General features: G+C 63.4%; 18 protein-coding genes. 9 read left to right on the top strand and 9 right to left on the bottom strand.

Annotated elements, in window-relative coordinates; translation table 11 throughout:
* Window positions 1-44: 44 nt before the first annotated feature.
* The 6 genes from AC6CH3_RS17895 to AC6CH3_RS17870 form a co-directional block, all read right to left on the bottom strand.
* Window positions 45-1,178: an FAD-dependent oxidoreductase gene (locus tag AC6CH3_RS17895; protein ID WP_498133698.1), complete on the bottom strand. Its 1,134-nt coding sequence runs from the start codon at window positions 1,176-1,178 to the stop codon at window positions 45-47.
* 1 nt (window position 1,179) lies between these two features.
* Window positions 1,180-1,947, bottom strand: coding sequence for an amino acid ABC transporter ATP-binding protein (locus tag AC6CH3_RS17890; protein WP_498133697.1), 768 nt, complete (start codon window positions 1,945-1,947; stop codon window positions 1,180-1,182).
* Window positions 1,944-2,840, bottom strand: coding sequence for an amino acid ABC transporter permease (locus tag AC6CH3_RS17885; protein ID WP_498133696.1), 897 nt, complete (start codon window positions 2,838-2,840; stop codon window positions 1,944-1,946). Before AC6CH3_RS17885 ends, AC6CH3_RS17890 begins: the two co-directional genes overlap by 4 nt.
* A gap of 48 nt (window positions 2,841-2,888) precedes the next feature.
* Window positions 2,889-3,812, bottom strand: a complete 924-nt coding sequence (locus tag AC6CH3_RS17880) for an ABC transporter substrate-binding protein (RefSeq protein WP_498133695.1) — start codon at window positions 3,810-3,812, stop codon at window positions 2,889-2,891.
* Between the two features lie 179 nt (window positions 3,813-3,991).
* Window positions 3,992-5,149: an N-methyl-L-tryptophan oxidase gene (gene solA, locus AC6CH3_RS17875; protein ID WP_498133694.1), complete on the bottom strand. Its 1,158-nt coding sequence runs from the start codon at window positions 5,147-5,149 to the stop codon at window positions 3,992-3,994.
* Complete coding sequence (locus tag AC6CH3_RS17870) at window positions 5,146-6,105, bottom strand: succinylglutamate desuccinylase/aspartoacylase family protein (RefSeq protein WP_498133693.1); 960 nt, start codon at window positions 6,103-6,105, stop codon at window positions 5,146-5,148. Before AC6CH3_RS17870 ends, solA begins: the two co-directional genes overlap by 4 nt.
* A gap of 231 nt (window positions 6,106-6,336) precedes the next feature.
* Here AC6CH3_RS17870 and AC6CH3_RS17865 point away from each other — a divergent pair, with 231 nt between their 5' ends.
* The 4 genes from AC6CH3_RS17865 to AC6CH3_RS17850 all read left to right on the top strand — a co-directional run bounded on the left by AC6CH3_RS17865 (window position 6,337) and on the right by AC6CH3_RS17850 (window position 9,945).
* Window positions 6,337-6,933, top strand: coding sequence for a GntR family transcriptional regulator (locus AC6CH3_RS17865; RefSeq protein ID WP_498133692.1), 597 nt, complete (start codon window positions 6,337-6,339; stop codon window positions 6,931-6,933).
* Between the two features lie 121 nt (window positions 6,934-7,054).
* Window positions 7,055-7,939 carry an aldo/keto reductase gene (locus AC6CH3_RS17860; protein ID WP_498133691.1) on the top strand — a complete coding sequence of 295 codons (885 nt, stop codon included), beginning with the start codon at window positions 7,055-7,057 and terminating at the stop codon, window positions 7,937-7,939.
* Window positions 7,940-8,139: 200 nt separating this feature from the next.
* Window positions 8,140-8,652, top strand: coding sequence for an Lrp/AsnC family transcriptional regulator (locus AC6CH3_RS17855; RefSeq protein ID WP_498133690.1), 513 nt, complete (start codon window positions 8,140-8,142; stop codon window positions 8,650-8,652).
* A gap of 12 nt (window positions 8,653-8,664) precedes the next feature.
* Complete coding sequence (locus tag AC6CH3_RS17850; RefSeq protein WP_498133689.1) at window positions 8,665-9,945, top strand: aspartate ammonia-lyase; 1,281 nt, start codon at window positions 8,665-8,667, stop codon at window positions 9,943-9,945.
* Window positions 9,946-10,376: 431 nt separating this feature from the next.
* Here the strand turns inward: AC6CH3_RS17850 and AC6CH3_RS17845 are convergent, their stop codons facing one another.
* Together AC6CH3_RS17845 and AC6CH3_RS17840 are read right to left on the bottom strand one after the other, a co-directional pair.
* Window positions 10,377-11,441 carry a LacI family DNA-binding transcriptional regulator gene (locus tag AC6CH3_RS17845; protein WP_498133688.1) on the bottom strand — a complete coding sequence of 355 codons (1,065 nt, stop codon included), beginning with the start codon at window positions 11,439-11,441 and terminating at the stop codon, window positions 10,377-10,379.
* Window positions 11,442-11,452: 11 nt separating this feature from the next.
* On the bottom strand, window positions 11,453-12,685 hold the full coding sequence (locus AC6CH3_RS17840; protein WP_498133687.1) for a Gfo/Idh/MocA family protein: 1,233 nt from the start codon (window positions 12,683-12,685) through the stop codon (window positions 11,453-11,455).
* Between the two features lie 154 nt (window positions 12,686-12,839).
* On the opposite strand from AC6CH3_RS17840, the gene AC6CH3_RS17835 reads away from it, so the two are divergent.
* From AC6CH3_RS17835 to AC6CH3_RS17815, 5 genes are all read left to right on the top strand, one after another.
* Complete coding sequence (locus AC6CH3_RS17835) at window positions 12,840-13,796, top strand: carbohydrate ABC transporter permease (protein WP_498133686.1); 957 nt, start codon at window positions 12,840-12,842, stop codon at window positions 13,794-13,796.
* Between the two features lie 11 nt (window positions 13,797-13,807).
* A complete protein-coding gene (locus AC6CH3_RS17830; RefSeq protein ID WP_498133685.1) occupies window positions 13,808-14,731 on the top strand; it encodes a carbohydrate ABC transporter permease in 924 nt (307 codons plus the stop codon).
* A 99-nt stretch (window positions 14,732-14,830) separates the two neighbouring features.
* Window positions 14,831-16,177, top strand: coding sequence for an ABC transporter substrate-binding protein (locus AC6CH3_RS17825; protein ID WP_498133684.1), 1,347 nt, complete (start codon window positions 14,831-14,833; stop codon window positions 16,175-16,177).
* 95 nt (window positions 16,178-16,272) lie between these two features.
* Entirely contained in the window at window positions 16,273-16,494 is a 222-nt protein-coding gene (locus AC6CH3_RS17820; RefSeq protein WP_498133683.1) for a hypothetical protein, read from the top strand.
* Window positions 16,488-18,386 (top strand): alpha-amylase family protein, encoded by a 1,899-nt coding sequence (locus AC6CH3_RS17815; RefSeq protein ID WP_498133682.1) that lies wholly within the window; start codon window positions 16,488-16,490, stop codon window positions 18,384-18,386. The genes AC6CH3_RS17820 and AC6CH3_RS17815 overlap by 7 nt, the downstream gene beginning before the upstream one ends.
* 188 nt (window positions 18,387-18,574) lie before the next feature.
* Here the strand turns inward: AC6CH3_RS17815 and AC6CH3_RS17810 are convergent, their stop codons facing one another.
* Entirely contained in the window at window positions 18,575-19,774 is a 1,200-nt protein-coding gene (locus tag AC6CH3_RS17810; RefSeq protein ID WP_498133681.1) for a cytochrome P450, read from the bottom strand.
* Window positions 19,775-19,820: the final 46 nt, after the last annotated feature.

The following is a 19,820-nucleotide window of genomic DNA, read 5'->3' as shown; positions in this document are numbered from 1 at the left end:
CTTTCTTGCGAGGCGACAGGACGCCGCCGGCCAAATAGGACGGGCTAGGTGGTGAAGAACCTCTGCGGGCGCAGGAAGTCGAGATTCTCGAAGGTCTCCTTGCCCAGGGCCTCGTGGGCGGCGATCTCGCCGTACCCGGTAGCCATCTTGAAGCCGCCGCCGGAGAACCCGGTGGCGCTGTAGATCCTGCTGCCCGCGTCCAGCCGGCCGAGCAGCGGGTTGCGGTCGGTCGTGAAGAGATCCGGGAACGCGTCCGACCGGACGATGTTCGGATACAGGCCCGGGAAGAACTCGCTCACCGTCTCGGTCGTCTCGGCGATTTCTGCCGGAGTGAGTTCCCTGGGCACTGCATCGGGGTTCTCGGTCGGGGTTGGGCGGAAGTTCAGGGTCGCCTTGACCGTGACCCCGTCAACGGCGGGTGCACCGTACATCGAGCGCTCTCCGGAGAGCCGGACGAAGATGGGGAACCGCTCCGGGGAGAAGAGCTCGGGATCTTTCGCGACGAACCAGGTGAGGAAGACCCTGTTCGGCTGGGTGTGTGCCCGCAGGGACTCTGGCATGAGCTTCCGCGACCACCCCCCGGAGGCGACGATGACGTTCTCGAACGTCCAGGACTTTTCCCCGGAGGTGACCACCACGCCGTCGTCCGTTTCCTGGATGCTGTCGATCGGGGTGTTGGTATGGATTGTTGCGCCGTTGGCCTGGGCCGCGGTGATGGCGGCTGTGACGGCCCGATCCGTTCGCAGTGCGCCGCCGTGGGGATCGAACACACCGATATCGTCGGCACGCAGATTGTGCTGCGGGTAACGCTCGGCCATCTCCTTTCGGGAGAGGATCTCGTGGGCGGCGCCGGTCGCACGTGCCGACTCGAGCAGCTGCGGGATGTAGGGGCCGTTGTCCGTTCCAATGTAGATACCGCCGCAGCGCAGGAGGATGTCCTGGCCGGATTCCTCCTCAAGCTCAGCCCAGAGACTCTGGGAGCGTTCCAGGATCGGGTAGAAGCCCGGGTTGAGGTTGAGCATCCGGAACAGGCGGGTGTCCCCTCCGACGGCGCTGCGGCCGTGGGCAGGGACCTGCGCTTCGAATCCGACCACCGAATCGGACATGCGGGAGGCCTGCCACAGGGCCATACTGCCAATGGTGCCGAGGCCGATGACGGCCAGTTTTCCATCTGTCATTTCAGAGTACTTTCTCGAGGAAGGACTGGGTGCGGGGTTCTTGGGGGTTGCCGAGGACCTCGCGGGCGTCGCCGCGTTCGACGACGTAGCCGTCATCCATGAAGACCAGGGAGTCGGCCACTTCGCGGGCGAAGCCCATTTCGTGGGTGACGACCACCATGGTCATGCCCTTCTTCGCCAGCTGCTTCATCACGGCCAGGACCTCGCCGACCTTTTCGGGGTCCAGGGCCGAGGTCGGTTCGTCGAAGAGCAGGATCTCGGGGTCCATGGCCAGGGACCGGGCGATCGCGACGCGCTGCTGCTGCCCCCCGGATAGCTGGGCTGGGTAGTAGTCACCGAACCCGGCCAGGCCTACGCTGGCCAACAGCTCCTGTGCCCGCTTGGCCGACTTTTTCTTGTCGGCGCCCTTGACCAGCACCGGTCCCGACATGACGTTCTCCTGCGCGGTCATATTCGGAAACAGGTTGAACGACTGGAAGACCATGCCGACCCTGGTGCGCTGCTCCGCGAGCTTCTTCGGGCTGTGCGCGTGGTAGGCGTGCGCAGTCTCGTAGTAGCCGAAGTCTTCGCCGTTGACCTTCAGGACGCCGGAGTCGACGGTCTCCAGGCCGTTGATGCAGCGCAGGACGGTGGACTTGCCGGAGCCGCTGGGGCCGATGATGCAGCAGATCTCGCCGCTGGCGATCTCCAGGTCGATGTCTTTGAGGACTGTTTTGGGACCGAAGGACTTTCGGATTCCCCGGGCAACAATCGTGCCGTCGCTACTCATCGGAGGGTACCTTCCGGTTCGGTCAGCACAACTTTTTTCGCCTTCCGGGGAAGCCGTGAGGTTGCGCGGGAGTATTTCTGTTCAAGCTTGGACTGCGGGTAGCTCAGCAACAGGGTCATCACCAGGTACCAGATACTGGCTACCAACAGCAGCGGGATGGTATCGAAGGTGCGGGCGTAAATGAGCTGGGCGCTTTGGAGCAACTCGGCCACACCCAGCACACTGACCAGGGAGGTTCCCTTGAACATACCGATGACCTGGTTGCCGGTCGCCGGGATGATCGAGGGCATCGCCTGCGGGATGATGACCTTGCGCATCTTCATCGCACCGCTCATCCCGAGGGAGTCGGCGGCCTCGATCTGGCCCTTGCCGACTGCGGAGAAGCCACCGCGGATGATCTCGGCCATGTAGGCGCCTTCGTTCAGCGTCAGCCCGACCAGGGCCGCCGTGATCGGCCCCATCAGGGTGTTGACGTCGATGGCGGTGCCGATGTCCGTGAACGGGATCCCGATGCTCAGGTTCGGGTAGAGGGCGGAGACGTTGAACCAGAAGATCAGCTGCACCAGGACCGGGGTGCCCCGGAACAGGGTGATGTAGAGCCCTGCGGCAATGGAAACCGGCTTCACTTTGGACGACCGCATGATCGCGAGGGCAAGCCCGAGCAGCGTTCCCAAGGCCATGCTCGCGACCGTGAGGAAGATCGTGAGCATCAGCCCGCGCAGGATCGACTCGGCAAAGAAGTACCTGCCGACGATGTCCCACTTGAAGTTGGGGTTGGTCAGGACAGAGGTGAGGATCCCGATGCCGATAAGGATGCTCAGGATCCACCCCGCGTACTCGGAGCGGGTCCGAAGCCGAAGCCGTGGCTTCAGGGCTGCATCAATGCTACCCATCGTTGCTTTGCTTCCTTTGTTGATAGCTGTGACCATGGAGGCGCCCCGCTAGTTCAGCTTGGCATCGGCGATGGCCCCGAACTCGAGGCCCCAGGTCTTGAGGGACTCCTTGTACTCCGGGGTGCCGAGGATCGACTGGACTGCTGCCTGTATGGCCGGTGTCAGCGGAGAATCCTTCTTCAGGGCGACAGCCACGATGCCGGTCCCGCCGACGTTGAGCGCGGGGGTGAGCATCTGGAACGAGCCCGGCTGCTTCGTCTGTGCCCACGCGAGTGCCGTCGTGTCGTAGAGGATGCCGTCGATGCGCTTGGAGTGCAGCTGGATCAGGGCCTCCTGGATGTTGGGCAGCGTTACCGGGCTGATCGCCGGCTTTCCCTTGGAGACGCAGGTCATCTCGTTAAGGGCGGGGAGGCGCAACAGCTGGCCCGTCGAGCCTTGGGTGACGGCGATGTTCTTCCCGCACAGGGTCTCGTTGGTGAGGTTCTGCGGGTTTCCGGCGTTCACGCCGATGGAGCTGCCGGCCTTGAAGTAGTCGATCATGTCTACGACCTTGAGCCGCTCATCGGTCTTGGCCATGGTCGAGACGGTGAAGTCGAAGCGGTTACCATCGAGGCCCGGGATGATCGTGTCGAACTTGGTGTCCACGAACTTCACCTTCACTCCGAGCTTCTTGGCGATGAGCCGAGTGATGTCCGGGTTGAGGCCGATCGGGGTTTTGTTGTCTTCGGCGAGGAAGACCGTCGGCGGATAGTGCAGGTCCGCGGCCACAGTGAGCTCGCCCTTGTCCTTGTAAGACTGCGGCAGGAGGCTCACCGCCTTCGGATCGGGCTGGATGCCCTCGGAGATATCCCTCAGGCCCAGTTCGGTGGGGCTGGCCGAAGGTTCGCCACCGGCAGCGTTGCCGCAGGCGGTCAGGGTCAGGAGGAGGGCCAGGGCCGCTGCAGCGGCGTGGGCCTTGCGTTGTGTCTTCATGATGCTTTCCTTGGAATCATTTCGGTCGGGGATGATGTGGTTGCTGGGAAGCCAGTGCAGTAGTGGCAGGTGGCTTTCGGGAGGGCTTCCCCCATGCGGGGTCTTCTTTGACCTTGCGTGGTCTTCGTTGACGGGGGGCTGCCAGAGGAATCAGTCAATGGCTGGGAATGGGAGTTGCGTCACCTCACCGGTTCGCCGGTCGGCATTGTCAGGAACCGGTCGGGGCTCAGGAGCGGGATGGTGTTGTCGCTGGAGCCATCGAGGGCGTAGTCCGCGGCAATTTCCCCGAGCGCCGGTGCGAGCTTGAACCCATGTCCGGACAGTCCCGTAACGACGGTGAGACGCTCCTCTCCACCGAGCCGCCCGACAATTCCGTGCCCATCCTGGGTGTAACCCTCCATGTAGGCAGCGACCCGGATCGGGTCCGGATAGAGGGCCGGGAAGGATCCCGCGACGAGTTCTCTGAATGCCTGGACCTCGTCGAGCGGAACCGTCCGGTCGAGGGCGTCGGGGTCAGCGACCGGCCGGTTGACCGTACCGGACAGGCCGAGCTTCAGCCCGTTCCCGTCCATCGCCGGCAGCCCGTAAAACTCTTCAGGAGCCGTGCGGATGAAGCACGGGAAGTCGGCCGGATCAAACGCTCCGCGTTCCTTCGCGACGAACCACGCTGACACCGCCCTGCGCACGTCAACGAGCGCCTCGAGTTCGGGAAGCAGCTTGCCCGCCCAGGGGCCGGTGGTGACCACAACATGGTCGTATCGCTCGCTTTGACCGGCAGCGGTGACCCAGACGCCGTCGTCCCTGGCCTCGATCCCCTCAACGGGGGTGTAGGTGCGCAGTTGGGCGCCCAGCGCCTTGGCCCGGAAAGCGGCCTTCAGGACGGCCAGCTCGGGGCGCAGATAGCCTGCTTCGCGGTCAAGGACGACGACGTCGCCTTCATGGAACGGGTGATGCGGCCAGCGGTTGCGCGCCTCCTCGATCGGAACGAGAGAGGCGTCGACCCCGAACTTGTCGATGGAGTCACTGACGTTGGCCATCCGCGATGAAGCGTCTCCCAGCATGAGATTGCCGGCGAGGGTGAGCAGATCGGTGCCCGTCTCGCCCTCGAGCTGACGCCACAGCGCTTTGGCGGTGCGGAGCAGCGGCACGTATTCGGGGTCTTCGAAGTAGGCGGTACGGAAGATGCGGGACTCGCCGCCGTGAGCGCTGCGGTCGTGAGCGATTCCGAACTGCTCGTAGCCGACGACATCCGCGCCCCGCGAGGCCAGGCGCCAGGCGGACATGGTGCCTGCGGTGCCGAGGCCGATGACGGCGACGCGCTTCTTGGTGGTGCTCATTCTGAAACCTCCGGGGTCAGAGCCATAAGGAGTCCGTCCACGGCGACCGCGGGGCTCGTGGTGATGATCATGGGCATTCCGGCTTCGAGTGCCTTCACTTCGTGGATGACGTCACCGAACAGGTCGCTGACCCGTCCGAGCACGTCGCCCTTTTCGGCACGCTTGCCGAGTTCGACGAGCGGTTGCCACCAGCCGCCTACGGGGGTGTAGATCCAGTTCCACCCGTCGTCGTGCTCGACCTGGCGGGGGGCCTGCTCCACGTCGTAGGGGAGCATCCCCAAGGTCGCGACCACATTCCGCAGGCCCCGCACGTGCGCGGCGACAGCCTGGCGGTCCACGATGCCGTTGCCGCCCGATTCAGCGATGATCGCCGGGACGCCGGCGTCTGCAGCAGCAGCACTCGTGGTGCCGGCGGTAACCCGTGCGGCGGCCGGTTGCCTGATCACATGCCGGATTCCGTACGCCAGAGCGATCCGCCGTGCAGCCTCACTGACGGGTGACTCGTCATAGACGACAAGCGGTTCGATAGCTTCCGGCACGTCCCCGGAATGCAGGTCGATGAGGTAGTCGGCTTCACGGATGAAGCGTTCGAACACATGGTGTGCGAGTACGTCGGAGTAGGTGCCCTTGGGGTCGCCTGGAAAGCACCTATTGAGATTCTTGCCGTCGGCTGGAACGACGAAGGGCGTCCGTCTCGTGAACGCCGGAAGGTTCACCACCGGAACCGCCGTGATGGTCCCAATAAGTGCCGCCGGGCTGACCTCTGCAACGAACTCTCGCAGGGCAGCCATGCCCACATATTCACAGCCGTGCACGCCTGCGAGCACCGTCAGCCGAGGCCCGGTCTCCCGACCTTGGATTTCGATATACGGCAGATCCAAGCTTCCGTCAGGGAGGCCCGAGATCGGCAAGTAGCCGCGAGTCACTGCTCCTTGGCTGATCGGGTCTTCGATCATGATGTTCTCCTGAGATTGTCGGACACTGTTGTCGGTCTTAACTGTATGATTATCGTGTCCGTCACCACTGTATGATGTATCGTAAGATGATGTTGTGTCAAGGCTCACTCCGAAATGGGGTGGCCGTGAGCCATATAGGGGAATGCAATGGAGAACAGAACTTTCTCTGAGCCAGCAACGACAACTCTCGCGAGAACGCTTGCGCCTCGGGTTGCGGAGCGAACCACGCTCGTGGATCAGGTGGCGCACCGCATCAGGAGGGAGATCATCCTGGGCACCCTCGACCCGGGCCGGCATCTTGTGGAGAAGCGGCTCGCTGAAGATCTGTCAGTGAGCCGTGGCACGGTGCGCGAAGCCTTGTCGCGCCTTGCCTCAACAGGCCTGGTCGAATCCTCGGCTGGCTCCGGCCACCGGGTCCGCTATTTCAGCGACGACGACATCGCCGGAATCGGCGAAGTCTTCGCAGCACTCGAGGGACGAGCGGCCCTGCACACAGCGCTTCCCCTGCCCGAAACCGTTGAGAAAGAGCTGAGGGGCATCGCGGAACGCATGCGGGGGCTGCGTCTGCCGGAAGACGTCGACGAGCAGATGAGGCTGGACCGCGAGTTCCATGGGACGCTGATGAGCCAGCAGCCCAAGGCCAAGCTGGTCGAGGCCTGGCAAAGCCTGGAGTCCCTGATCGCGGTCATGATGGTGCCGATCATGCGGCGCGGGCTGGGCAGCGCCGATAACCAGGCCGACAAGCATCTGTTGCTGGTCGACGCCGCGATGACCGGAGAGCGCGAGATGCTGATCAAGGCTCTTGAACAGCACTATTACCAGGCGTAACAGCGGGATCGGCCACGCGGTGGCCTCGCGCCTTCACGGCGAAGGCACGACGATCATGCTCACCGCCCGCAAGAAGCGGCCCGAGCGGGCTGACTCGAGATCAGACAGAAAGGTCATGATCATGGAACTCACCCTCAACAATGGCGTCACCATGCCGGCCCTCGGGCTGGGCGTTTTCCAGAGCCCGCCGGAGCAAACGACGTCGGCTGTCGAGGCCGCGCTGGCGGCCGGCTACCGGCACATCGACACCGCGGCCGCCTACGACAATGAGCGTGACGTTGGGGAAGGAGTGCGCGGGTCCGGCCTCAACCGATCCGACGTGTTCATCGAGACGAAGGTCTGGGTCAGCGATTACGGTTACGACCAGACCTTGCATGCCTGGAACAAGGCAGCCGCCAAACTTGGCGTCGATTATCTGGACATGCTCGTTCTGCATCAGCCCGCACCCGATCGCTTCGAAAAGACCATCGCAGCCTACAAAGCGCTTGAGACCCTGCTCGGCGACGGGCGTGTGCGCGCGATCGGCGTCAGCAACTTCATGCCTCACCACCTGGAGCAACTGCTCGCGAGGACCGACATCGTCCCGGCCATCAACCAGATCGAACTCCATCCCTTCTTCACACAGCCAGCCGTCCAGGCAGCGGACGCAGAAAACGGCATCCTCACCCAGGCATGGTCACCGATCGGTGGCATCACCTTTTACCCTGGCTTTGGCGAGAACCGCAAGAAGAACGTGATGGAAGACGCCTCGATCGTCGCCGTAGCACAAGCCCACGCGAAGAGTCCGGCCCAGGTCATGCTGCGTTGGCACCTGCAACAAGGCCGCTCAGCCATCCCGAAGTCGACCAACCCTGCACGCATCGCGGAGAATTTCGACGTCTTTGACTTCGAACTCAGCGCGGACGAACTTGCCAGCATCGATGCGCTCGACCAGGGGGTGCGCCATGGACCGGATCCGGACGTGGCGCGGTTGTCCAATTTCGCCAGGGTGATCCCCGAGGCCTAGGACCTGGAGCCCTTTCACCCAATCATTGTGAGCATTAGACCGTCCCCCTTCGCCCATCCCCAACGGAATGCGGACGAACACTTGCGGCGTTCAGTCCCGAACTCAGTCCGCATCTTCTGCCGGGCCGCTTCCGCGCCCGGACAACCAAACGGTAGCTCCAACGGACAACGGCCAGGAGCGCCACGAAGCACTGGAGTGAGATGTCGGATCCCATCCTTGGAAATGCCCAAAAGTCTCCGAAAAATGAGGACGTCATGAACAGGAGGCCAGGAGTCCCTGACTGTATCGACGAGGGAATACTTCTTGAGCTGGAGGCGGATTCGCGCCTCACTGCTGATGACATCGCCCTCCGGATCGGAGTCAGCCCGGGAGAATGCGCAGCTCGTATCGCGGAATTGGAAAGAGCCTGCCATATAAAGGGCTACACACTGGTGCGGAGCTATCCCGATCCAGAACTCCGTCCTATCTCGGCGGTGATCAGGGTGGTTCAGGACCGGTCGCGGACAGGGGCCGATCTCTTGCGATCTCTGGACTTCATCCCAGAAATCGTTACCGCCGAGATCTTTGACGAGGACCGTTCCCTGCTCCTGAGACTTCAGACCACAGAGCCCGCCCGCATCGAGTCGATCGCCAGCGCGCTGCGAATTCAAACCACCGTTGAGGCGGTAGACGTGACCCCAACAACACTTGTTTTTTCAAACCGCGGGCTATGAACCGAGAAGGCAATGGCTTCTAAGACATCTTTCCTCGCCAGGAGCGCTGGCCTTCGAAACTCGGGCAGAAGCAGGATCGAGAAGGACTCCTTGGGGGCCAGCGAGATCCCGGCCAACATGTATTGGGGCATCCACACGCTCCGTGCGCTCCAGAATTTCCCTCTGACCGGGATCCAGATCTCCTCGTACCCGAAGCTGGTGACGGCACTCGCTCAAATCAAGCATGCAACCGTGCTGGCTAACTTCGACCTCGGCGGGATCGATGAGCCAAAGAAGGACGCCATGGTGCAGGCCTGCCGAGAGATCGAGCAGGGCGAACTCCTCGACCAGTTCATCGTCGATGTCATCCAGGATAGGGCCGGGACGTCGACGACCATGAATGTAAACGAGGTGATCGCCAACCGCGCCCTCGAGCTTCTTGGCCACGACCGGGGCGCTTACTCGGTGATCCACCCCAACCGCGACCTGAACATGGGCCATTCCACGAGCCATGTCTACCCGACCGCGATCAAGATCGCCGTCATCCAGACTGCAGATGATCTCCTGTCAGCCATGGAATATCTCCGCGACCGCCTCGCCCGCAAGGCCCTGGAGCTCGGGGACATCGTCCCGACTGGCTGGACCAAGCTCCAGGATGCCGCTCCCCTGGCGTTGGGGCAGGAATTCAGCGGGTATGCAGCCATGGTCGACGAGGCTGAACACAGCATCCGCGAAGGGCTCGTCCATCTCCACGAGGTAAATCTCGGCGGCCCCGCGATCGGCGCCGAGATCAACAAGCATCCAGCATACGCTTCAGCCGTTCGCGCCCACCTGCAACAGATCACTGGCTTGCCCCTTGAAGCAGCGGGCGATCTCACGGAAGGGACCCAAGACTGCAGCGCCTTCGTGCTCGTCTCGCGGAGCCTGAAGCGCACAGCAGTTGGGCTCTCGGAGATCTGTAGCAACCTTCAGCTCCTCGCCACCGGACCCAGAGCAGGGACTGCGGCAATCAATCTGCCGCCACGACAAATCGGATCGACCATGACGCCGGCCAAGGCCGACCCTGTCATCCCCGAAGCCGTCAACCAGATCGCCTTCGAGGTCATCGGCAACGACCTGACCATCACGATGGCGGCCGAGGCTGGACAGCTTCAGCTCAAAACCTTCGAGCCCATCATCGCCCAGTCTCTGCTTGCCAGCCTCACCCACCTCACGTCCGCCTGCACCACCCTCGCAGAGCACTGCATCAGCGGGATCACAACCAACAGGCGCCACCTCCACCCGGATAAGGACGGCGTGGGAATGTCAATCTAACGTGAGCCACTTTGCCCTGGAACCGCAGCCTTATCGGAGACACCTGGGCGTGTTTGCCGCCTCATCGCGGGCTGGGCCGGAGGTGATGGGACGAATGAAGTACTCTTCGGCACCGAGTGGCTGCCTCACCTCCACGGCGAATGATCGGGTCCATATGGACGAGCATCTGAAGAGTTCCGCGACAGAATGATGCCCCGACCTCGAAGCGAGGGAATCATCGTGGGCTCTAGGGGACCAGAACGCCCACGGCGAAGTCTTAGTGGCTGTAGCTCAAGATACGGGCAGTAGGACAGCGAGTATCAGGAGCACTGTCCGAGTGAGCTACACCCTAAACTGACGCCAACGAATTCTTCCGGCCGACCTTCGAAGCAGCGTCGGGCATCTCGTTTTCGCCGTCGTCACCAGGTCCGTCCCCGATGCCCGTGGGGGTGTTAGTGGCAGCCGCAGGATGTGCGCAGTACGAGTTCGGTGGGGAAGATTTTGGTTTGGGTTTCTTCTCCGGGTGGGGCCAGGAGGGCTTCAAGGGCGGTTTGTGCGAGGTCTTTGACGGGTTGGGCGACTGTGCTGAGCCGGGGCCAGGTGTATTCGGATTCGGGTGAGCCGTCGAAGGAGAACACTGCGAGGTCCTCCGGTATCCGTAGTCCGCCCTCGTGGAGGGCGCAGAGGAGACCCACTGCCTGCTGGTCGGAGCTGACGAAGACGGCGGCGGGTCGCTCGCTGCGGGCCAGCAGCTCCTGTCCGGCACGGTGCCCGCCTTCGCGGGTGAAGGGTGCCCTGACGATCGGGCCCGGAGTGAGACCGGCGTCCTGGATGCCTTGATGCCACCCGACCTCGCGTGCGTCGAGGTCACCGCCGGCATTGCCGCCCATGACCAGCCCGATGTGTTCGTGGCCGTGGGTGATGAGGTGCTCGACCGCCATGCGTGCCCCGTCCTGGAAGGCCACGCCAACGGAGTTGGAGTGGCCTCCCGTGCCGTGTTTCATGACGGTGGGACTGCCTGCTGTGGCGAGGTCGGTGCTGTGGTTCAGGAGGACGGCGGGGATGTCTGCCTGTTCGAGGTCCGTCAGATCGGGTTCGAACAGCATGCTGCAGAGGAACAGGCCGTCCACCCTCCGGGCGGCGAAGTTTTTGATGAGGCGGCGCTCGGTGCGTAGGGAGGCCTGGGAGTCTGCCAGCAGGAGGGTGTAGCCCCGCTCGGCCGCGGCGTTTTCGACGGCGCGGGCGAGCGAGGCGAAGAACGGATTCATGGCGTCGGAGACGATCATGCCGAGCATCTCGCTGGAGCCCAGGGCAAGTGCCCTGGCTGCCGCGTTGGGTCGGTAGCCCAGCGCCCTGATTGCCTGCCGCACCTTGGCCTCGGTCGCGGCCGAAACCGCTCTGGGCCCGCCGTTGACTACGTAGCTGACGACGGCGGGGCTGACTCCTGCCAGCCGGGCGACGTCATCGCGTTTGACGGTGGGCTTGGCGTGTGAGGTGGGGTGCGGCATGGCAACCATGCTAGCGGTGTCTACTTGGCGGTTTCGCGGAGTGCCGGGCGGTGCAGCTCTGCGGGGGCGTCGCCGAAGTCGGGCACCGGCAGGCGTTCGCCGCCGCGCAGGGCGGACTGGTGGGCGATGATGCCGGGAAGTGTGTAGCGGGCCGCTTCCCAGGCGTTGACCGGAGGCAGGGTGCCGGTGTTGATGGCGGTGACGAAGTCATCGACGAGGAAGTGGTGGCTGCCCTCGTGGCCGTTGGGCAGGCCGCGGAACTCTGCCGGCAGACGTCCCGCGTCGTGCACTGATGCCATGCCGGATATAAAGGCGTCGCGCAGCGCAGGCGCCACGTCGGCCAGCATGGGGTCATCCGCGTCCATGGTGGCCTGGGTCTCGAGCTGGTCGCTGATGTCGGTGACGGTGTGCTTGTCCTGCCAGACGGTGACCAGGGCGAGTTGTTCCATGCTGGCCTCGGTGCCGAAGTAGCGGAAGCGGCTTTCGCGCAGGTGGGAGGGGTAGCCCACCCTGCGGAACTCGTTGATGCGCATGGACCCGCCGCCGGCGAGTTCGAACAGGGCGCTGGCGTTGGAGAAGTCGTTGGCGAACATGCTTACCTCGCGGTCGAAGACGCCGTCACCGCGCTCGTCCCTGAAGCCGACGCAGCTGACGCTGACGGCGTGAGAGCCGGTTGCTCCGAGCACTCCGCCCACGGAGTGGGTGGGGTAGAGCATGGGCGGGTAGCTGGCGGTGCGCTTCCAGTCTTCCCCGCCGCTGTACTGGTAGGCGTTGTAGAAGCCGAGGTCCATGTCGTGGACGTAGTCGCCCTCCACGTAGAAGATCCGGCCGAAGGCGCCCTCTGCGTTCTTCTTGCGGGCCAGCACGGTTGCGGGGTTGTAGTAGCTGGTCTCGCCCATCATGTACGTCAGCCCGGTCTCCCGGACCGTGTCGATGATTTCGGCAATCTCCGCCTCGGAGATGGCCATGGGCACAGCGGAGTAGACGTGCTTGCCGGCCCGCAGCGCCTGCACCACAAGGGGTCCGTGGGTCCAGCGCTGGGTGAAGATCGCAACGGCGTCGACGTCGCTTTCAAGCATTGCCTCGAAGCTACCGAAAGTCCCTGCAGCCCCAACATTGCTGGCTTGAGACTCCGCACGCTCACTGATGAGGTCGGTGAAGTAGATGTCTGAGATTCCGGGGTGGGCAGCGAAGAGCTTGGCGAACACGCCTGCGAACTGTCCTGCACCAACGATTCCAATTGAAGAAGTCATGGAAAGAAGTATGGACAAAAAATCAACGCGCGTCAACAGTTTTCTCAGATTCCACGTTAATCCCTTATATTCCGCGAAATACCTTGCATCTACTGATTCAACGCGCGTAGAGTAGCCGCCAAGTGTTACCTACCTCACAGGAGAGGGATCAAAGATGACCACCACTGCCGCCAGCCAGGCCGCCAGGGCCGGCACGGCACCTCAGGACCAACCGGGACGGGCCGGGCAGCCTTTATGGCGCCGGAACCATGGGGACCTGCGGATTGCCCTGTTCTTCATTGCCCCGGCCCTGATTGGCTTTGTCACGTTCTACGTGGTCCCCGCGGTCCGGGGGACTTACCTGAGCTTCACCGAATACAGCCTCTTGGGAGAGCCCGAGTGGGTGGGCGGGGCGAACTACGCCGCGATCGCAAAGGATCCACTGTTCTGGAACGCACTCGCGGTGACAGGGGAATACGTACTGATCAACATGGTCCTCCAGACGGTTCTGGCCCTGGGCCTGGCACTGCTGATGCACCGGGTAGCCAAGTCCACCTTTGTCAGGGGAGCACTGCTGCTGCCCTATCTCATGGCCAACGTAATCGCGGCTCTGCTCTGGTTCTGGCTGCTCGATTACCAGATCGGCATCGTCAACCACTTCATCGAAGCCGTCGGATTGCCGCGGGTGGCGTTCTTCGGCAGCGAAGCATGGGCCATTCCCACCCAGGCCCTGATCAACACGTGGCGCCACGTGGGCTACACCGCTTTGCTCATCTTCGCCGGTCTCCAGGCGATCCCCCGGCAGGTCTACGAGGTGGCCGACCTCGACGGCGCCTCCCCGCTCCAGACCCTGTGGCGCATCACCATGCCGCTGCTGCGCCCGGTAATCGTGCTGGTGCTCATCGTCACAGCCATCGGATCCATCCAGATCTTTGACACCGTTGCCGTGACCACTCAAGGCGGCCCGGTTAACGCCAGCCGCGTCCTGCAGTTCTACATCTACCAAAAGGCCTTCACCGAGTCAGACTTCGGCTACGGTTCCGCCCTCGCCGTCATCCTCTTCGTCATCCTCGCCGTGGTGGCCTTCGCGCAGATGAAGTTCCTCCGCGGCAACGAGTCGGACCTGGACTAAGGAAACCAACCATGACCGCCACCAACCGCCCTTCCCGTCCCCGTCTGCAGCGGTCCCGCAAACCCATGACTTTGCGCCGGGCAGTGTCCTGGGGCCTGATAATCCTCGCCGTTGCCGCCTCCTTGCTGCCGTTCTACTGGGTAATCAGGACCTCGCTGTCAACCAACGGTTCGCTGGCCAGCAACGCCACAAACCTGCTGCCGGCCGACTTCAATCTCGGCGCCTTCAAGCGCGTGTTCGGCCTCCAGTCAGCCGAAGAAGCAATGGCAGAGGGTGGCTCCGGGGCTCACATCGACTTCTGGCTATACCTGCGCAACTCTCTCCTGTTCGCCTCCATCACCACGGTGGGTGCGTTGTTCTTCAGCGCGATGGCCGCCTATGCTTTCGCCCGGCTGCGCTGGAAAGGCCGGAACGTGGTCTTCAGCCTCTTCCTGGCCACAATGATGGTCCCAGGGATCTTCACCGCACTGCCCAACTTCCTGCTCATCAAAAACCTGGGTCTGCTCAACACCCTGCTCGGCCTGGTCCTGCCCTACCTGTTCATGAGCCCATTCGCCATCTTCTTCCTGCGGCAGTTCTTCCTGAACATGTCCCGCGAAGTCGAGGAGGCAGCAATGCTCGACGGCGCCAAACACCTGCGGATCTTTTTTCAGATCGTCCTCCCCAACGCCGCAGCACCCCTCGCCACCCTCGCGCTGCTGACCTTCATTGGCCAGTGGAACGAATACTTCTGGCCGCTCCTGGTCGCCAACCAGGACGACCTGAGGGTCCTCACCGTCGGACTCGGCGTCTTCAAGGCACAGGCTCCCCAAGGCGCGCCGGACTGGTCCGGCCTGATGGCCGCGACCCTGGTCTCGGCCCTGCCCATCCTTCTGCTGTTCATCGCGTTCGGTAAGAAGATCGTCAATTCCATCGGCTTCTCCGGCATCAAATAACCCCGGACCAAATAACCCTGGGACCAGTTCCCAAACGCGCCAGACTGGCGCCGCCCCTCCTGCAGGCGCGCCCCCACCTCATCCTTGAAAGGAACCATCATGAAAAAGAAAACAGCCAGCGCCATCGCCGTTGCGGCTGCCGCCGTCTTGACCCTGTCCGCCTGCGCAGGCGGTGGAGGCACCTCATCAGAGGAAGCAAAAGGCGAGCTGAACTACTGGCTCTGGGACCCGAACCAGCGCCCGGCCTACCAGCAGTGCGCTGACGACTTCCACAAGGCAAATCCCGATATCACCGTCAAGGTCACCCAGCGCGGATGGGACGACTACTGGGCCACCCTCACCAACGGCTTCGTCGCCGGGAACGCCCCTGACATCTTCACCAACCACCTCACCAAATACCCGGAACTGATCAAGACCAAGCAGTTGCTGCCCCTCGATGAAGCCCTGAAGAAAGACCGGGTTGACCTCTCGATCTACAACGAAGGCCTGGCCGATCTCTGGGTCGGAGAAGACGGCAAGCGCTATGGGCTGCCGAAAGACTGGGACACCGTCGCCATCTTCTACAACAAGAAAATGACCGCCGACGCAGGGATCAGCGAAGAACAAATCAAAAACCTCAGCTGGAATCCCGAGGACGGCGGCAGCTACGAGAAGACCATCGCCCACCTGACCGTGGACAAAAACGGCAAACGCGGCGACGAACCCGGCTTCGACAAGAACAACGTCGCCGTCTACGGCCTGGGCCTCAACGGCGCAGGCGGCGGCCTGGGCCAGACCGAGTGGAGCTACCTCACCGGCACCACCGGTTGGACCCACACCGATAAGAACCCCTGGGGCAGCCACTTCAACTACGACGACCCCAGATTCCAGCAGACCATCGCCTGGTACGCCGGCCTCATCGACAAGGGCTACATGCCCAAGCTGGAAACCACGGTCGGAGCCAGCACCGCCGACATCTTCGCCGCCGGCAAGGCAGCGATCAACGTCAACGGCTCCTGGACGATCGGCCAATACACCAGCTACAAAGACATCAACCTCGGCATGGCACCCACCCCTACCGGTGTCAACGGCAAGCGGGCATCCATGCTGAACGGTCTCGGGGACACCATTTGGGCCGGCACGAAGAAGCCTGCCGCCGCCGCGAAGTTCGTCGAATACCTCGGATCCGCAGCCTGCCAGGACGTCGTCGCGTCCAAGGCAGTGGTCTTCCCCGCCGTCAAAACTTCCTCCGACAAGGCCGCGGCGGCTTTCCAGGCCAAGGGCGTCGACGTCACACCTTTCACGCAGCCCGTGAAAGACGGTGCCACGTTCCTCTTCCCCATCGCCGATAAGGCACCGAAGGTCGAGGGCATCATGAAACCCGCCGTGGACGCCGTCGTAGCAGGCAAAAACCCCGCCAGCTCCCTCACCCAGGCCAACGAACAAGTCAACGCCCTCTTCAAATAGCAACACCGTCAACTAACCGTCCGACGCCATGGAGGGGCGGACGCCATCCGCTCCGCACCTCCAGCGAGCAACGACAAATCCCCCAGAGGACCATCATGTACATCGATCCATCAAATGAAGCCCTCCTCCACGTCCGGGTCCAGGACCGCCGCCATCTTGAGGAACAACTGGACAAAGCAGTGGACATCCTCGCGGCCCGATCCCCAAGGCACGGCGGCAAAGGGATCCTCGTTGCCCGGCACTCCCCCCGGGACTTCACCCTCCAGCTCCACCCCGATATCCCGTACGGCACTATCCAGGAACGGCAGGAATGGTGAACGCGATCGGAACAGGCTCGCCTGAAAGCCACGGCCAGTACGTACTCATTTCAGCGGATGAAAAGGAGCCGGAAACCCCAACTCAACCAACGGAGAACCCCTTGACCCTGGACCTGCACGCGAGCAGCACACGTCCACTTGTGGCCGCCGGGATGGAGATCTCCATCGACTCTGCGCGTCAGGTCCTCACCCTGGCCACCCCCGACGGCGCATCCCTGGCGCGCCTGCGCCTGCTAGCCAGCATCAATACGACCGCCGGAACTGACGAAATTCGCGTCACGCACGTCGACGTCAATACCCACGACGGGACTCTTACGCAGGTGGGAATCACCGCGAAAAGCTCTCTGTGGGAGCACCACCACACCCAGCTGCGCGCCGAAGGCGACGCCCTCGAACTGACCACCACCGTCCAGGGCACAGGCCGAATCACCTCCATCCGCCAGCTCGGCGCCCACGTAGCCGGCTCCGGCCTGCTGCCCAGCGACCTGCTGCACAGCACCGTCTTCTCCCCCAACCCGGACCGGCCATGGCAGGTCCTCCGCCCCGCGGGGGAATCCGCAGCCCTGGGCGTGGTCGGAGACGGCGGCCAGCCCGGCGTCGGAAGATGGCTCTTCACCCCACCCCCACTGTGCCTGGCCGTCTCCCCCAACGACCCCGGCGCGTCCCCGGCACCCGGCGGGCCCTGCCTGATGATCGGTGTCGCAGCCAAGCGACGCCCCTTCACCCAACTCACCTACGACGCCCTCACCCCAGGCTTCTCCCTCCGTTACGACTACGACGGACACACCTCAGTCGAGGACCAATTCAGCACACCCACACTCCTGCTGTTCCTCGCCGATAACCCCTACGACGGGCTCAAACGCTACCGCGAGCTGCTCGACGCGCGAGGTCTACTGCCCGCCCGCACCCAAGCCCCGCCATCACCAGCGTGGCTCGAACCGATGTTCTGCGGCTGGGGCGCCCAAAACGCCGACGCAATGGCCTCCATCGGCGGTCAACGCACCGCAGTCGAAAGGGCACGCCAGACAGACTACGACGGCTATCTCAACACGCTCGGGGAGCACGGAATCGTGCCCGGAACCATCGTCATCGACGACAAATGGCAACAGGACTACGCCACCTGCCGGCCCGACACCGAAAAATGGCCCGACATGGCCGGATGGATCCGGAAACGGCATGACGCCGGCCAGCGGGTCCTGCTCTGGTACAAGGCCTGGGACACCGAGGGCGCACCACCGGAAGCCTGCGTCCGTGACCACACCGGTCAGCCGGTGGCCCTCGACCCCGAATCGCCGGCCGGACGCAAACTGATCCGGCAAGCAGCACGGTCCATGATCGCCGAGCTCGGTGCCGACGGCATCAAAATAGACTTCACCGCCTCCACCCCCGCAGGCTCCGCCCTCACCCATGCCGGGCCGTCATGGGGCATCGACCTGCTCCACGAACTGCTCGCAGTCCTCTACCAGGCCGTCAAGGACATCAACCCCGACGCCCTCGTCGTCACCCACACACCAGATCCCGGCTTCCGCGACGTGACCGACATGCTCCGCCTCAACGACGTGCTCATGCTCGACCAGCCAGGCGGCCACACCGAACCACCCAACAGCAACCCTGGCACCGGTGTCGTTGACACCATGACCCACCGGGCCCGCGTCGCCCGGGCAGCCTGCCCGGAATTGCTGATCGACACCGACGGCTGGGCCCTGCCCAGCCAAGCCGCCTACCAGAGCTGGACCTCGGCACAAACCGGTCTCGGGGTTCCCAGCCTCTACTACACCAACCGCCTCGACGTACCCGACCCCGGCGAACAACCCATCCCGCCCGCGTCCCTGCACGCCACAGCACAGCACTGGGCAGCCTACCGGGCCACGCTAACCGTCCGCGCTGGGTAAACATCCGAATGGGCGGCGTGCAGCGAGGCTTCACGCCCCTCGAGGAATACACCGTGGGCTCGAGCAAAGGATGCATCGACGAAAGTCTTTAGACGTCGGTCTGGGTACACCCCAACCTGACAATTGGGGCTCTACTCTTTGGCCGTTTCAAGGACTTCCCGACAGGACCGCGAACGCACCTACGAGATCTATCCTGCCGAGATCCGCACCGGAAGGGACTCGAACCCGCGCAGTACGTTGTGCAGGATAGGTACCGGCGCCCCGTCCGGTTCGATGGTGGATACGCGCTTGAGCAGCTGCTGGAGCACAATTTCCATTTCGAGCCGGGCGATGGGCTGGCCCACGCACTGGTGCAGGCCCATGCCAAAGGCCACGTGGCCGGAGGCGTTGCGGTCAAGATCGAACTCGTCGGCGTTGTCTCCCCACTTACGCGGATCCCGGTTAGCAGCACCCAAGAACACCAGCACCTTTGCACCGGCTGGCAGATGCACGCCGCCGAGGACGGTGTCCACGGCAACGGTCCGGTGGAACTTCTGGAAGGGGGACTCCAGGCGGAGCGCCTCGTCTACGGCAAACTTTGCCATTTTGGGGTTCTCCCGCAGCCGGGCCCAGGCTGCCGGGTACCGTGCCAGCACCGAAAGGGTGTTGCCGATGCCGAAAATGGTGGTGTCTACGCCCGCGGACAACAGTGCCCGGACTAGCAGCGTCGCCTGCTGTTCTGTGATGAGTCCGTCCTCCACACGCTTCCAGATCTGGGCGCCGAAACCAGTGTCGTCCAGGTTTTCCCGCTCGCAGTTGCGCATCACTGCGGCGGCGTGCTCGTCGCCCTGCGCGAAGGCTTGCTTGAAGATGTAGTTTTCAGGACCAAAGGCGTTAAACACCATGTTGCCGTAGGGCAGCAAGTGTTCACGGCCGACGTCTGGAATGCCCACTGCGTCCGGGAAGACACGCAGGGGGTACTTTTCGGCGAGGTCGGTGATGGCGTCGAATTGTTCACGGCCTGCCAGTTGCTCGGTCAGCTCCTCCGCGGGCGGCGTGAAGGGTTCCCTGAGGGCTCGGATGGTGCCGGGGTTGATGACGCCGGTCAGCGCCCGTCGCATGACGGTGTGGATGGGCGGGTCCGATTCGAGGATGCTGGGCGGCCGCCAGCCCGAATCCTTCCGGATGTCACGCGGGCCGAGGCCGCCGGAGGAGATGTACGTTTCGAAGTCCGTGAGGACCTCGTAGACCTCCTGGTACCCGGCTACGGCGTAGCTGCCCGTGCTCTCCAAGTAGGAGACGGCCCCTGCGTCGCGGAGCCGGCCGAGGAAGGGGTAGGGGTCGAGGAGGTTTGCGGTTTCAAAGGGGTCCTCGCCGAGGACATTGGCTTCATGGGTTGTAGCGGTCATTGGAACACTCCTGGGTGGCGAGACGTGGGTTGGTGCCCGTAGGCCG

It is taken from the genome of Arthrobacter sp. GQ119, from assembly GCF_059759125.1.
This window is presented reverse-complemented; position numbering and strand designations above follow the sequence as displayed.